The sequence below is a fragment of the Campylobacter devanensis genome (genome assembly GCF_002139915.1).
GTDB lineage: Bacteria > Campylobacterota > Campylobacteria > Campylobacterales > Campylobacteraceae > Campylobacter > Campylobacter devanensis.
On record NZ_CP018788.1, the window covers coordinates 880,940 to 896,335 of the forward strand.

Annotated in this window: 10 protein-coding genes; 7 read left to right on the plus strand and 3 right to left on the minus strand. The window is 32.8% G+C overall.

Annotation, left to right across the window (positions count from 1 at the left end; genetic code table 11):
* Nucleotides 1–131: 131 nt before the first annotated feature.
* From thrC to CIGN_RS04400, 4 genes are all read left to right on the plus strand, one after another.
* Nucleotides 132–1,568 (plus strand): threonine synthase, encoded by a 1,437-nt coding sequence (gene thrC, locus CIGN_RS04385; RefSeq protein WP_236844797.1) that lies wholly within the window; start codon nucleotides 132–134, stop codon nucleotides 1,566–1,568.
* Nucleotides 1,565–2,293: a 3-deoxy-manno-octulosonate cytidylyltransferase gene (kdsB, locus tag CIGN_RS04390; protein WP_086302386.1), complete on the plus strand. Its 729-nt coding sequence runs from the start codon at nucleotides 1,565–1,567 to the stop codon at nucleotides 2,291–2,293. The genes thrC and kdsB overlap by 4 nt, the downstream gene beginning before the upstream one ends.
* 152 nt (nucleotides 2,294–2,445) lie before the next feature.
* Nucleotides 2,446–3,354, plus strand: coding sequence for a GGDEF domain-containing protein (locus CIGN_RS04395; RefSeq protein WP_179186947.1), 909 nt, complete (start codon nucleotides 2,446–2,448; stop codon nucleotides 3,352–3,354).
* Entirely contained in the window at nucleotides 3,335–4,351 is a 1,017-nt protein-coding gene (locus CIGN_RS04400; protein WP_086302388.1) for a GGDEF domain-containing protein, read from the plus strand. Before CIGN_RS04395 ends, CIGN_RS04400 begins: the two co-directional genes overlap by 20 nt.
* A gap of 232 nt (nucleotides 4,352–4,583) precedes the next feature.
* On the opposite strand, the gene scpC is transcribed toward CIGN_RS04400, so the two are convergent.
* From scpC to mltG, 3 genes are all read right to left on the minus strand, one after another.
* Entirely contained in the window at nucleotides 4,584–6,113 is a 1,530-nt protein-coding gene (gene scpC / locus CIGN_RS04405; RefSeq protein ID WP_180379999.1) for a succinyl-CoA:acetate CoA-transferase ScpC, read from the minus strand.
* Between the two features lie 101 nt (nucleotides 6,114–6,214).
* Nucleotides 6,215–8,242 (minus strand): ATP-dependent helicase, encoded by a 2,028-nt coding sequence (locus CIGN_RS04410; RefSeq protein ID WP_086302390.1) that lies wholly within the window; start codon nucleotides 8,240–8,242, stop codon nucleotides 6,215–6,217.
* Nucleotides 8,242–9,255, minus strand: a complete 1,014-nt coding sequence (gene mltG / locus CIGN_RS04415; protein ID WP_434780855.1) for an endolytic transglycosylase MltG — start codon at nucleotides 9,253–9,255, stop codon at nucleotides 8,242–8,244. Before mltG ends, CIGN_RS04410 begins: the two co-directional genes overlap by 1 nt.
* Between mltG and CIGN_RS04420 the strand changes: the two genes are divergently transcribed.
* The 3 genes from CIGN_RS04420 (at nucleotide 9,143) to CIGN_RS04430 (ending at nucleotide 15,393) form a co-directional block, all read left to right on the plus strand.
* Complete coding sequence (locus CIGN_RS04420; protein WP_086302392.1) at nucleotides 9,143–11,668, plus strand: YhdP family protein; 2,526 nt, start codon at nucleotides 9,143–9,145, stop codon at nucleotides 11,666–11,668. The two genes, mltG and CIGN_RS04420, sit on opposite strands and share 113 nt — an antisense overlap.
* Before the next feature lie 47 nt (nucleotides 11,669–11,715).
* Nucleotides 11,716–13,563 carry a molecular chaperone HtpG gene (gene htpG / locus CIGN_RS04425; RefSeq protein ID WP_086302394.1) on the plus strand — a complete coding sequence of 616 codons (1,848 nt, stop codon included), beginning with the start codon at nucleotides 11,716–11,718 and terminating at the stop codon, nucleotides 13,561–13,563.
* A gap of 186 nt (nucleotides 13,564–13,749) precedes the next feature.
* Nucleotides 13,750–15,393 carry a lactate permease LctP family transporter gene (locus tag CIGN_RS04430; RefSeq protein WP_434780849.1) on the plus strand — a complete coding sequence of 548 codons (1,644 nt, stop codon included), beginning with the start codon at nucleotides 13,750–13,752 and terminating at the stop codon, nucleotides 15,391–15,393.
* Nucleotides 15,394–15,396: the final 3 nt, after the last annotated feature.

Genomic DNA, 15,396 nt, shown 5'->3' on the forward strand with positions numbered 1-15,396 from the left:
TCGGTAAATTTAAAAAAATCAAGGCTATTTTAGGTGAATTAGACCCAAAAATATGCGAATATCTCTCCATTGAAAAGTTAAGCGAGATAAATTCAAAACACCTAGAAACCCTCCAAACACTAACTGCCCCAATGCTAGTAGGCACTAGACTTCAAAACGCCGATGAATTAAACGAATCAGTAAATTTAGATACTGCATTGTTAAATCCAGCAGCCAAATATGGCGGATTATATGCACCAATAAATTTACCACTAATTAGTAAAAAAGAGTTTAAAAAATTAGCTAGATTAAATTATGAAGATTTTGCGCTGGAGATTATTAAAAAATTTAACTTTAATATTAGTTTGAATAAATTCAAAAAAGCACTTAGTAGATATGAGAAGTTTGATAAAAGCGCTGTTGAGATTAAAAGAGTTCATAAAGATCTATATATTAACGAGCTTTGGCATGGGCCAACTAGAGCCTTTAAAGATATGGCACTTCAGCCTTTTGGAGAGCTTTTAAGTTCTATTTCTCATGGTCAAAAACAGCTAATAATGTGTGCTACTAGCGGCGATACTGGCCCATCTACACTAAGCTCATTTGAAAATGCCAAAGATATAAAAGTTGTCTGCCTATATCCAAAGAATGGTACCAGCGAGGTTCAAAGACTTCAAATGGTAAATCAAAAAGCACCAAATTTAAAAGTAATCGGAATTGAGGGCAACTTTGATGATGCTCAGCAAGCACTTAAAGAATTATTAAATGATAATGAATTTAAAGCAGTTTTAGCTGAATTGGGCTACAATCTTAGTGCTGCAAATTCGGTCAATTTTGGCAGAATTTTATTTCAAATTATCTACCATATCTATGTCTGCATAAGTATAAACAATAATAAAGAACCAATTGATATAATTGTTCCAAGTGGTAATTTTGGCAATGCACTTGGCGCTTACTATGCTAAAAAAATGGGTGCAAATATTGGCAGAATAAAAATTGCTTCAAATCAAAATAATATCTTAACTCAACTTTTTACTACTGGTATTTATGATTTAAATAATAAAGAGTTAATTTCAACAATCAGCCCAGCAATGGATATTTTAGTTAGTTCAAATGTTGAGAGATTGTTATTTGATAAATTTGGTGCAGTTAGAACCAAAGAGCTGATGGATAGCCTAGCAACAAATAAAAAATACGAACTAACAAACGATGAGTTAAATGCACTAAAAGCTGACTTTGATGCGGCATTTTGCACTGATGATGAGTGTATAGAAAATATCTCTAAAATGGCAAAATCAGGTATATTAATTGACCCGCATACTGCGACTTGTCTAAATTTAGTTAATGATGAAAATATAACCGTGATAACTTCAACTGCTCAATGGGTTAAATTTACTCCAAGTATGATCAAAGCGCTAAAAAATAGAACCAGCACTGATGAACTTGCTGATATGCAATTACTAGCTAGCAAATATCATGTAAAGCTTCCAAAAAGTATAATCAAACTATTTAAAGAAGAGGCTATTCATACTGATATAGTCAAAAAAAATCAGATAAAATCAAATATTATAGAGTGGATAAAACAATGATAGTAATACCTGCACGACTAGCCTCTACTAGATTTGTCAATAAGATCCTTGCTGATATCGGCGGGGTTCCTATGTTTGTAAAAACCGCCCAATTAGCTAGTAAATGCGATGATGTTGTTGTCGCTTGTGATAATGAAGATATCCTGCAAATTGCACAAAAATTTGGAATAAAAGCGATAATGACTAGTAAAGCTCATGATAGTGGCACTGATAGAATTAATGAAGCGGTCAAAAAGCTTGGACTAAAAGATGATGAGATTGTAATAAATTTACAAGCAGATGAGCCATTCTTTGAGGAGAAAAATCTAAGCAAATTTAAAGATTTTACCTCTCAAAGAATAAATGATGGTGCATTTATGACGAGTTGCTTAAAATTTGCTAGCTCAGAAGAGGCTCAAAATCCAAATTTAGTCAAGGTAATCACAGATATAAATGATTATGCTATATACTTTTCACGCTCATTAATTCCATATCCAAGAAGTCGCTGTGATCTGTATAAAGCGCATATCGGAATCTATGGTTATAGCGTTAGCACATTAGCACAGTTTTGCGCACTTACAACTAAAGACCTAGAAAACATAGAAAAGCTCGAACAGCTTCGTGCTATCTCAAGTGCTAAAAAAATTGCAATGCTAGAGATAAATAGCCAAAGCATCGGCATAGATACTATTGATGATTTACGAGTCGCTGCTAATAAATTTGGATTTAAATCTACCCTGCTATGAGTGTCATTGCCAAAGAGCTAAGATCATATCCTAAGATCTATCATAAGCTACTATTATTATACATTATCATCTTAGCCGTATATGGCTCAATGTTTGCATACTCAGGAATATTTTTTTTATTTATAAATTTTGCCATATGCTTCTTTGTATCAATGGCGCTTTATATAGATTTTAACGAACCTAAATTTGAAAAAATTATAAAATTATGGATACAGCTTAGTGCTACGTATATCATGGTATCATCTATTTTGGTTTTAGGGTGGGGTTATGGATTTGAGCTATTTTTACTTGAACTTATAGCTATTAACTACGCCTCGCCTCTTAAGAATTTAATCTTAAAAATTACGCTTCCACTATTACAGCTTACGCTATTTATTATTTTATATTTTACCTTTAGCGGACTTGATGTAAACTATGGCTCTGAGACTATTAAACATATTAGTTTTATCTTTTGTTTTTGTATGATTGCGGTGAAATTTTTTGTATTACAAGATAACACTAACACCATCTCGACTCTTGATATAATTGCTACACAAAAGCAAAATATCAGCTATAAAAACATTGCTGAGATTGACTATCTAACTGGTCTTTATAATAGAGCACCAATGAATGAAATTATCTCTAAGCATTTTAAAATGCTCTCAAATCATCAAATTCGTTCTTTAGCTATCATTTTATGTGATATAGACAACTTTAAAAATGTAAATGATACTTATGGACATATCTTTGGAGATATTGTTTTATCAAAAGTTGCTGAGATTTTAAATATTAAAATATCTAAATTTGGTAAAATTTGCCGCTGGGGTGGTGAGGAGTTTTTAGCTATTATTCCAGCACAAAACTTCAAAAAGTGTATCCAAATCGCAGAATCAGCCAGAATCGCTATCCATAGCGCTAACCCTGATAAAGTTCCTATCAGCGCAACATTTGGACTACTATATATAGAAGACCCAATAGAGATAAACCAAGCAATTAGCATAGCTGATAACCTACTCTATCGTGGTAAAAATCAAGGCAAAAACCAAGTTGTATCGGAAAAATATGAACCTAATCAAAGATAACCTAACCTTTAATTTTAAATTTATAATAACTCTATTTTTAGTTGTAACACTTATATATTCTATAGTATTTTATCTAATTGGTATGAGTGAACTATCAGTTATATCATTTCTTGGAATTTTTATCTATTTTATCTCACTTAAGGCTATAGATGATAATAATTATGATAGAGCATTTTTCTTAGCACATCTTCATATAGTAATCTCATCGATGCTTGCTACTATTATACTTGGATGGGATTATGGATTTTACCTTATTATTATTGCAATTGCTTCGACTACATATCTAAATATTTTTAGAAAACGTATCATAAACTATCTATTAGCTGGATTTGATTTTATTGGTTTTATAGTTGTCTATATGATCTCAAATGTATATTTTCCAAAAGAGCCAGGCGACTTTTCACAAATATTTTATCTTAGTAATCTTACTTTTTTATTGTTTTTGTTTATGATAATTTTTAAAATTTACAATACTGTAAATCAGATAAATATCAAAGAACTTCACAAGCACAAAAATGAATTACGAACTGCTTCACAAACAGATCATCTAACTGGTCTAATTAATAAACGAGCCTTACACTCTATTTTAACTAAAAAAAATAATAAAACAATTACAATTGCTATGTGTGATATTGATAATTTTAAAAGTATAAATGATAAATTTGGTCATAACATCGGCGATGAGGTTCTAAAAACTTTAGCTCAAATATTCACAGATAACGCTAATAGATCTGATATCGTGTGTCGCTGGGGTGGCGAGGAATTTGTCATTGTAGCTACAAATACTAGTAGAGCAAACTTTATTACTCAAATTCAAAATATCAGATTTATCATAAATAAAGCACCAGTTAAAGTCTCTACCGATCGCTCAATTCACTTTACTGTGACATTTGGGATTTCTGATAGTGGAACTGACCCAGACAAGCTCACTGACCAAGCTGATAAACGCCTATATAAAGGCAAACGTAGCGTCAAAAACTGTATAATTACAAAATAACCATACATTTTAATTCTATTTTACAATCGTATGTAAGTTATAAAACATTGTAGCCAATTTATAAATGTATAAATTTAAAACTTTTATTATTTGATTGATAACTATTTTTTATTAATTTTTAAGAAAATTTAGTATAAATTTGAACTTATCTTTATAAAATTATCTATATTTATAGTAATTTTACATTCTAGATAAGTTCAAAAATATTATTCCAAAGCTAAGCTTTATAAGGTTATTTTTTCATACTACCTGTTTTGTTGAATCTATCATGCCAACTTAGAGCTTCGCTTAATATATGTGGTGTGTGGCCTGGTTTTGGCTGAGCGCACGCTCTATCGAAGTAGTCTTGTAGCATATCTCTATAATCTGGATGAGCGATAGCTATCATTTTTTGCGCTCTTTCTCTTGGGCTACAACCTCTTAAATCAGCATATCCATACTCGGTTACTACCACCATAGTATCATGTTCAGTGTGATCAATATGGCTCACAAAAGGCACAATAGCTGATATCGCCCCACCCTTTGCTACTGAAGGGGTTAAAAACAAAGATAGATAGCCATTTCTAGCAAAATCCCCGCTACCGCCGATTCCATTCATCATCTGCGTACCCATAACATTAGTTGAGTTTATATTGCCATAGATATCGGCTTCTAACATACCATTCATAGCTACAACCCCAAGGCGTCTTACTAATTCTGGGCTATTTGATATCTCTTGTGGGCGAAGAATTATATGCTCTTTATAGAAATCAACATTTTTTCTAAATTCCTCCACAGCAGTTGGACTAAGTGAGAGAGCTGAAGCTGAAGCTAGATCAACGGTGCCATCTTTAACAAGGTCTAGCATACCATCTTGGATAACTTCTGAGTAGCACTCAAGTCCTTTATATCCAGCCTTGCTAAGAGCGGCTAAAACAGCGTTAGCTACATTACCGATACCACTTTGAAGTGGTAGTAATTTACCCTTTGGTAATCTACCAGCGGCCTCTTCGGCAGCGAAAAATTTAGCCACATTATCACCAATGGCTATTGAAACCTCATCAAGTGGAGTAAATCTATTTAGCCTATCTTCAGTAGAGCTTAATACCACACCTACAACCTTATCAAAATCCACGCTCATATATGGAGTTCCTATGCGATCTCTAGCAGTTTTAAGTGGAATTGGTTCACGAAATGGCGGTTTGGCTTGGACATATATATCATGAAATCCCTCTAGCTCTTTTGGTTGATGGATATTTAACTCCAAAATCACCTTTTTAGCAGCATTTAACCAAGCTTGGTTATTGCCTACTGAGGTGGTAGGGATTAATTTGCCATCTTCTGTGATACCTGAAATTTCAATCACAGCAAAATCCATATCACCAAAATACCCACACTCTACTTGCCACGCAAGAGATGAGAGATGGACATCTAAATATCTAGTTTCACCAGCATTAATACGGCCTCTCATATTTGGGTCTGTATTAAATGGAGTTCTAAACTCAACACAATTAGCCTTAGCCAAAATACCATCTAAATCCACATCAGTACTAGCACCAGAATATATACTAATCTTATATTCTTGACCAGCTTCATGTAATTTTTGAGCTCTATTGGCAATTGCAATTGGGATATATAAAGGGCTTCCAGCGCCGACAAATCCACTAAATCCGATTTGAGCCTTATGCGGAATGAGAGCCGCTGCTTCATCTGCTTTGATAACCTTAGATAGATATCTAGCGTCTTTGATACGACTAGTGTCATTTATAGTATTGTCAATCATTTTTATCCTTTAATTAAAATTTAGCTTGATTATAAGCAAAATTTCTATAATTTCTCTTATAATATTAATAGTAGAAATTTATTTTAAGAAAAATTTAAAATTTAAATTATAGGCTTCACCATACCAGCTTCAGCTAAAAAACAGCTTGGCTGATACTCGACTTTTCTTATCTTGTCATATTTGGCATAGCTTAGCACCAATTCATCCTTTGCCCTTGTGACAGCGACATAAAATAGCCTTCTTTCTTCTTCTATATCACTCATTAATCTTGAATTTGGAAATCTACCTTGAGCTAGATCCACTACAAAAACAAGGCTAAACTCAAGCCCCTTACTAGCATGGATTGTGAGCAAATTCACCCCTTCACCCTCGCTCATTTCGCTTTTGCCAAGGGTTAAAAAGTTGTAAAAATTATCAATATTATTGTGTCTTTTACTAATTTCTAAAAGCACCTTAGCCTTAGATATTATCCGCTCTATTACGCTGCTTTTAAGCTCGTTATCTATATTGCCATTTTTTAGGGTTGCTCTTTTGGTTGCTAAGATATCAACTATAATATTATAAATTTGAGATTTTATCACCTTATCTATAATTTGATATGGTGAGCTATTTTTATCTAAATTCAGTATCAAATTCCTAAGCTCATACAAAAATATCGCACCATTTTGATTTAAATTTGAGTAGTTTAAAACAGGAGATTTCATAAACTCATCATCAAATCCAAGCTCACAAAATCTATTTGATGGCATAAATTCACTAAAATCATCAAATAAGCCAAGCTGATGATTATGCCTTTTGGGGGCTAATTTAGCACTATTTTTATCTGGATTTATAAGACCTTTTATGATGCTACCATCTCCAGATGAGATTAAAATTTCAAAAATCTCCTTAGCGTGAGCGTTGCCAACTCCTTTAGCATACTCTAAAATATGTATAAATGACATAATATCTTTAGGATTTACCAAAATCGATATCAAATCTATAAGTGCCTTAATCTCACGAGACTCAAAAAAGCTCACTCCACCTTTTCTTTTACAGCTTATACCATACTCTTTTAAGGCTATCTCTAGTCCATCAGCACTTGAGTTATTACGAAAGATTATAGCGATATCATTTTTATTATATCTGCTATTTGAGATTAACTCTGCTACTGCGTTATACTGGATAAAAAGCTCATCATAAACAAGCAAAATAGGCGATTTAAACTCCCCCTCACGGCTTACTTCAAGCGATTTTGGATATAATCTAGGATTATTAGCTATGACTTTATTTGCCAAGGCTAGGATTTTAGCACTTGAGCGGTAATTTGTATTTAATGAAAATATATTAGCATCCAAATATCTATCTTTAAAGCTACCAATTATCCCTATATTTGCCCCATTAAAGGCATAAATACTCTGGTCAAAATCCCCTACGCAAAATAGACTTTTGGTATTAAAAGCATCTATGAGTGAGCCTTGAAGTGAATTTGTATCTTGATACTCATCAACCAAAATTTCATCAAAATAAATTCTAGCACCCTTTTTAAGCTCATTTCTCATCTTGATTAATAGATCATTGAAATCAGCATAGTTAAAATTGCTCTTAGTCTCTTCAAACTCACGCAAAATATCATCATAAATTTCAGCAAATTCCACCTGATCTGGATAATTAACACTAAACCAATCTACAAAGCTCTCACCACCTACACAGCTATTACAAAATAAAGAGTATATATCATACAAATACGCCCCGCTATATCCCTTAATATCGCTAATTCTATGAAATTGCCTTCTATCCGTGATACTCTTTAATAGTGTTTTTAACTCGCTAGGTTGCTTTAAAATCACCCCTTTATCAAGGGATTTTAGAAGTGAATTTGATACAGAGTGAAATGTCCCGGCTGTGATTTGAGATACTATATCACTATCAAAGTAACGCCCCAATCTCTCTATCATCTCACTAGCGGCTTTATTGGTAAATGTTAATAACAAAATTTTATTAGCCTTTATCCCTGAGTTTAGAAGATGAGCTATCCTAGCTACAATTGTGCTTGTTTTACCTGTTCCAGCACTTGCTATGATGAGATTATACCCCATAGACGCTGTGGCTGCTCTATACTGCTCTTTATTTAGCTTTGAAAGTGGCATTATTTAGCCTTATTAGAGCGATCAATTGCTTTTGTATGCGCTTCATAAGTAGAGCTAAATATATGAGCGCCTGTGCTTTTATCCCTTACAAAATATAGATAGTTTGTCTTTTTAGGAAAAATTGCTGCTTTTATCGCATCAAAACTAACATTACAAACAGCATTTGGTGGTAGCCCTGCGTATTTATATGTGTTATACCTAGTGTTGTCTTTAGCTATTCTTTGTGGGGTAATTTTCTCGTGAGAATATAGATCATAATTTAGCGTTCCATCCATTTGTAACTTCATACCGATTTTTAATCTATTGTATATAACAGAAGCTACTAAAGCCATCTCGTCTTTGTTAGCAGCCTCTTTTTGCACTATAGAAGCTACAGTGATAAACTCATACCATCGTCTCTCATCCCATTCGCCAAAAATCTTTCTACTTAGGCTCTCATGCTGTTTTTTAGATGTGTTAATTAGATAATAAACTAAATGCGCCTCCCCAATTCCAACTGGAACTTTATATGTCTCAGGGATTAAAAACCCCTCTTTTATAGGTGCATTTTCTAAGTAGCTTTTCATTAATTCATTATAATTTAGCCCTAAATTTTTAGAAATTTCATAGAAAAAATATGCTGTAGTTTCACCAGGAATGAGTGTAATATCTCTCATTGCAGCTTTAGCAGTTGTAAGCTTGTACAAAAAATCAAATTTGCTAAGGCTAGTCTGCCCAATTTCAATCCATCCAGATTGTGGAAATCCCATCAAAACTAAAATATATTTATCAAATTCATCAACCTTAAAATTTAGCTTAGCTAAATAAGATATAATTTCGCCTACACTTCCCTTTGGTAAATATACCGCCTTGCTGGTATTCATCGTTTGAGATAGTGAAGCAAAAATCGATAGGAAAAATATGAGTACAATTTCACAAATGATAAACAAAAACCGCTTTTTAGCTCTGTTTTTAATGCTATTTATTTCCATTTTTGTTGCCCTTTTTATATGGTTAAAAATTGGTATACAGATAGAAAGTTTAAATTTTAGCCAATTTAAAATTTCGCAATTATATATAAAATTAGATAACAAAATTACACTAAGAGTAAAAAATATCGATATTTTACCATTGACTAATGAAAAAAATAATACTAAACCATCCTTAGAACTTTTACATTATCTAAGCTGGATTGATATGCTTTTTGAGACAATTGAACTTACAAATATTACAAATGGTGAGTATAAATCATACTTTATCTATGCTGATAATAAATTTAATCTAAATAATAAAGATTTATATATAAATGCAAATTTTGCTAGACAAAATCACAATCTAAATGTTGCCGTAAATGAGATTAAATTAAAAGATTTTAACACTACAATTAATGGATATTTAGAGCTAAATTTCTATAATGATAGACATAAATTTAGTGGAAAATTTAACTCCTATGAGCTTAGCGGAAATCTAGGACTAAACATAGAAAATGATATTTTAACCTATGAACTTAGCGATGTGAGTGCTAGTACTATTGAGCAGTTTATGAACGCTTTAGCTAATATTACTGGGCTTGATAATGAGATTAAAAACTGGATTTATGGGTATATAAAAGCTAAAGATTATAGGGTTGAGATTTTACGTGGTAAATTTGATTTAAACTCCAATGATCCGCTAATCTCAAAGCTCTATGGTAAAGCTACAGCAGTATCGCCAGTAGTAAAATTTCACCCAAATCTCCCAGCAGCCACTGCTAGTAGCGTAGATGTGATATTTGAGAATTCTGGACTTAAATTTGATATAAAAGATCCAAAATATCAAGGTTCTAGCGCTATAATAAATTTAAGCATAAATGAGTTAATTAATAAACCAAATTTAATACTAGATATTTATACTAAAACATTATATAGTAATGATATAAATAATATACTAAAAGCCTACAATATAAATATCCCAATCACGCAAAATAGTGGCAATATGAACGCAAAGCTTCGCTTAATCATAGACCTAAGCAATATAATTGTACAAGCCAATGGGGAGTTTATACTTGATGGCGATATTGATATCTCTGGGGCAAAATTTAATACCAATCATGCTAAAATAATTTTAAAAAATGATAAACTCACCATAGAAAATAGCCATGTAAAAAATAGTATTTTTGATGCAAATTTTAGTGCTTTTATTGATGCAAATACACAACAAGCATGGTTTGATACTAAATTTAACTCTATTGCTATTCCAAATCTACTTGATATTAAAAATCTAGATGATAATATCACACTCGAATTTAGCACAGCCCCAAAAATCAACTCCAAAACTTTAGGATATGAACTAAATATTACCAATCCAATTACGCTAAATATACCTAGCATAGAACCGCTTAAGCCCTACTCTACGCTTATAAATGATTTAAATATCACTAAAGCTGCAATTAACATCACAACTAATAATTTTATAGATATCAATGCAAGAGTTAATGATGCTAAATTTAATATTCCAATGCTAGCTAAAAAGGATGGAAATTACACCGATGATAACTTTACCATTAATGTTAGCAATATTATTAATGTAAAAAGCGATAGTGGCATAGTAGAGGCTAGCATAATTAATGATGAGGTAAATATATTTTTAAATTCAGCCAAAATTACTATAAATTCTAATGCTGCCAAAGGTGATTTTGATAAAAATCTAAACTTTATAGCCAATGATACTATATTAAATATAGCCGATGTTAATAAAAGTGTATCGTTTGATCATTTTAGCGGAAATAAAACTAGCGATACTATTAAATTTGATGGGGAATTTGATGGAGGATATATATCTATTACCGAAGGTGAAGGTATATTAAAGATAAAAGGAAATGGTATATCAGCTACAGCTGTCAATGATATTTTAGATTTAAATACATTTAGCGAAGGGGTTTTTGGATTAAAAGTTATGGGAAAAAATAGCAAAAATTTCAAAGCTGACCTAGAATTAAAAGATACATATCTAAAAGATTATAAAATTTACAATCAACTTCTAGCATTTTTAGACTCTATTCCGAGCTTGCTTATTTTTAAGGTACCTGATTTTAATAATAAAGGCTTTAGTGTTAAAGATGGAATTATAAGGATTGGACGAATCGATGATAATCTAACAATTCATGCTATTGATATCGAAGGTGCAACCGCTGATATAATTGGCAATGGAACGATAAATCTAGCCACAAATCTCATTGATATAACTTTGGAATTAAAATTATTAAAAGATGCTAGCTCAATCATTGATAAAATTCCATTAGTCAACCACATACTATTAGGCAAAGATAAAAGCATATCTACAATTATAAAAATTAGCGGAACAATTGATGAGCCAATTATTAAAACACAAGTAGTGACTGATGTATTAAAAACACCATTTAATATAATTAAAAATACTCTAACATTACCATTTGTGATTTTTGAGTAATTTAGGTTAAATTTAGTTAGTTATAATATCAAGACAAAGGAGAAAATATGCAAAAACATCAATTTCAAACACAAGTAAGCGATCTTTTAAATTTAATGATCCACTCACTCTACTCTAATAAAGAGATATTCTTAAGAGAGTTAATCTCAAACGCAAGCGACGCACTAGATAAGCTAAATTATCTATGCTTAACTAATGATGATTATAAATCGCTTCAATACACCCCTAGAATTGATATCAAACTAGATAAAGAGGCCAAAACATTAATAATCACAGATAATGGAATCGGCATGGATGAAGATGATCTAATCAACAATCTAGGCACCATCGCAAGAAGCGGAACCAAAGGCTTTATAGAATCCATGAGCGGAGATGCGAAGAAAGATAGCTCATTAATAGGTCAATTCGGGGTTGGATTTTACTCAGCATTTATGGTGGCAAACAAAATAGAAGTTATCAGTCGCAAAGCCCTAAGTAGCGATGCATATAAATGGAGTAGCGATACAAATGGATATGAAATTTCAAAATCCACACTAGATAGCCACGGCACACAGATTACTCTATACCTTAATGATGATGAGTTCACAGATAGTTTTAGAATAGAAAATATCATCACCAAATACTCAAATCACATTCCATATCCTATCTATATGGATAGAGATGAGTGGGTAGCTCCACAAGATGAGAACAAAGAGGGTCATTATGAGAGCAAAAACTCTCAAATCAACAAAGCAAGTGCTTTGTGGAGAATGAGTAAATCTACTTTAAAAGATAGCGATTACAATGACTTTTATAAGCAAATAAGCCACGATAGTAGCGATCCACTACTACATATCCATACAAAAGCAGAGGGCAAAATAGAGTATTCTACCCTATTTTATATCCCATCAACTCAACCATTTGATCTATTTAGAGTAGATTATCAAAGTGGTGTAAAACTCTATGTTAAGCGTGTATTTATCACTGATGATGCTAAAGAGCTTCTACCACCATATCTTAGATTTGTGCGTGGGGTTATGGATGTAGAAGATATCCCATTAAATGTAAGCCGTGAAATCTTACAAGAGAATAAAATTCTAACCGCAGTCAAAGACCAAAGCGTCAAAAAAATCCTAAGCGAATTAGAAAAACTACTAAATAATGATAAAGAAAAATACTCCAAGCTCTACTCTCTTTTTGGTAATGTTATCAAAGAGGGCCTATATGGATTTAATGCTAATAAAGATAATATCTTAAATTTATGCCTATTTAAATCCACTCTAAATGACAAGCCAATCACGCTAAAAGAGTATAAAGCCGCAATGAAAGAAGATCAAAAATCGATATATTATATCAGCGGCCAAAATGAGAGTATGCTACGAAACTCACCACTTTTAGAAGGGTTTAAATCCAAAGGAATAAATGTCCTAATCTGTGATGAAGAGATAGATACAATAGTCTTGCCTATGGTAAATGAGTATGACTCCATACCATTTAAGAGTATAAATAGCTCTGATATAGATAGTGAGATAACTAGCAGTGAAATTTCAACTAGTGATGAGACAAACGCCCTAATAAGCAAAATAAAAGAGATCTTAAAAGATGAAGTCAAAGATGTCAAAATATCAAATCGCCTAAGCGACTCCGTAGCGTGCCTAATCTATGACAAAAATGACCCAGACTACGCTATGCAAACTCTATTAAAACAAATGGGTCAAGAAGCACCAAAAATCAAGCCAATCTTAGAGATCAATCCAAATCACGAAATCATCGCCAAATTAGCTAATAACGAATTGATGATAAACGATGTTGCTATACTAATCCTAAATATGGCTAAAATCAGCGAAGGTATGAGCATAGAAAATCCAAGCGAATTTAGCTCTAAACTTGCTAAAATTATATCCAAAGCTCTATAAATTTACTCTGCCCTACTCTGGGCAGAGATACTCTATCAAACTGAAATTTATAAATAAAATTAATTATAATGTTACGATTATACACACCCAAACGATTTTTTAAACAATTTTTATAATTTATCTTAAATTTAATAATAATTTACGCTAAAATGAAATTTCAAAAAATTTTTATCGATAGGAGTCTATATGCAATGGACACAGGTATATGATCCACTTGGCAATATATGGCTAAGTGCGTTGGTGGCGTTTTTGCCAATTTTATGTTTTTTGGTTTCGCTTTTAGTTTTTAAGCTAAAAGGCTATATGGCTGCTTTTTTAACAGTTATTTTGGCTTCTGTTTTGGCGTTATTTGTATATGATATGCCTTTTTCTCTAATCGGTGCTAGCTTCGTTCAAGGCTTCGCTCAAGGTATGTGGCCGATCGCTTGGATTATCATCGCTGCGATATTCTTATACAAACTTTCAGTCAAATCAGGCTCATTTGAAGTTATCAAACAAAGCGTTATTAGCATCACTCCAGACCACAGAATTCAAGTTATCTTAATTGGATTTTGTTTTGGCTCATTCTTAGAAGGTGCTATCGGTTTTGGTGGCCCTGTGGCTATCACTGCTGCGCTTTTAGTTGGTCTTGGACTTAAGCCTTTATATGCTGCTGGATTGTGTCTGATAGCTAATACTGCTCCTGTTGCCTTTGGTGCTGTGGGTATTCCTATTATTGCGATGGCGAATTTAGTTGGTGTAGAACAATATGAAGTCTCAGCGATGGTTGGTAGAATGCTAGTTCCACTTAGCCTTACTGTTCCATTTTTCATTGTATTTTTAATGGATGGATTTAAAGGTGTTAAAGAGACATTTCCAGCAATTTTAGTAGCTGCAATTAGCTTTACTGCTACACAATTTATCAGCTCAAACTACCTTGGTGCCGAGCTTCCTGATATTGTTTCTGCTGTTGTATCTCTTATTTGTACTACTGCATTTTTGAAAATTTGGAAACCATCTAATATATTTAGACTTGATGACCAAACAGACTTTACAAGCAAAACCGAACTTAGTAACGGCCAAATATTCAAAGCTTGGCTACCATTTATCCTATTAATCGCTTGTATAATTCTATGGACTCAACCATGGTTTAAAGCACTATTTGCTAAAGGTGGAATATTTGATTATACAGTTGTAACTCTAGCTGCTAACAATGTAGGCACAAGCATAGTTGATGCTACTGGTAAGGCTATTGGGTTAAATTTAAATATCAGCTTTGTAGGCCTTCAAGCTGGTACTGCTATATTACTAGCTGCTTTCTTATCAATTTGGTTTTTAAAAATCAAAGCCAACGACGCCGCAGATTGCTTCTGGGATACACTAAAAGAGATGGCGATTCCTTGTATTACAATCGGTCTTGTTGTATCATTTGCCTTTATCGCTAAAAACGCTGCTATGAGTACAACTCTAGGTCTTGCCTTTGCTCAAACTGGCGATGCTTTTGCCTTCTTTAGCCCTGTGATTGGCTGGATAGGCGTATTCTTAACAGGTTCAGATACAAGCTCAAATCTTCTATTTGGCCCACTTCAACAAGTTAGCGCTAGAGAGCTTGGTGTTGGTGAAGCACTATTTTTGGCAGCTAACTCAGTTGGTGGTGTCGTAGGTAAGATGATAAGCCCACAAAGTATCGCTATAGCGTGCGCTGCTGTTGGTTTAGTAGGTCGTGAGAGTGAGCTATTTAAATTCACACTTAAATACTCAGTTGCTTTCATTATCTTAATTGGTATTTGGACTTTAATCATCGCATTCTTTATGCAAGGAATTATCCCAGATATCGTACTTAAGGGTTAACAT

Excerpts from the sequence above, each read along its gene's own strand:
- CIGN_RS04395 (WP_179186947.1), top strand. The coding sequence starts at position 2,446 with ATGGCGCTTTATATAGATTTTAACGAACCTAAATTTGAAAAAATTATA.
- thrC (WP_236844797.1), top strand. The coding sequence starts at position 132 with ATGCTAGTAGGCACTAGACTTCAAAACGCCGATGAATTAAACGAATCA.
- kdsB (WP_086302386.1), top strand. The coding sequence starts at position 1,565 with ATGATAGTAATACCTGCACGACTAGCCTCTACTAGATTTGTCAATAAG.
- CIGN_RS04400 (WP_086302388.1), top strand. The coding sequence starts at position 3,335 with ATGAACCTAATCAAAGATAACCTAACCTTTAATTTTAAATTTATAATA.
- htpG (WP_086302394.1), top strand. The coding sequence starts at position 11,716 with ATGCAAAAACATCAATTTCAAACACAAGTAAGCGATCTTTTAAATTTA.
- scpC (WP_180379999.1), bottom strand. The coding sequence starts at position 6,113 with ATGATTGACAATACTATAAATGACACTAGTCGTATCAAAGACGCTAGA.
- CIGN_RS04410 (WP_086302390.1), bottom strand. The coding sequence starts at position 8,242 with ATGCCACTTTCAAAGCTAAATAAAGAGCAGTATAGAGCAGCCACAGCG.
- CIGN_RS04430 (WP_434780849.1), top strand. The coding sequence starts at position 13,750 with ATGCAATGGACACAGGTATATGATCCACTTGGCAATATATGGCTAAGT.
- CIGN_RS04420 (WP_086302392.1), top strand. The coding sequence starts at position 9,143 with ATGAGTACAATTTCACAAATGATAAACAAAAACCGCTTTTTAGCTCTG.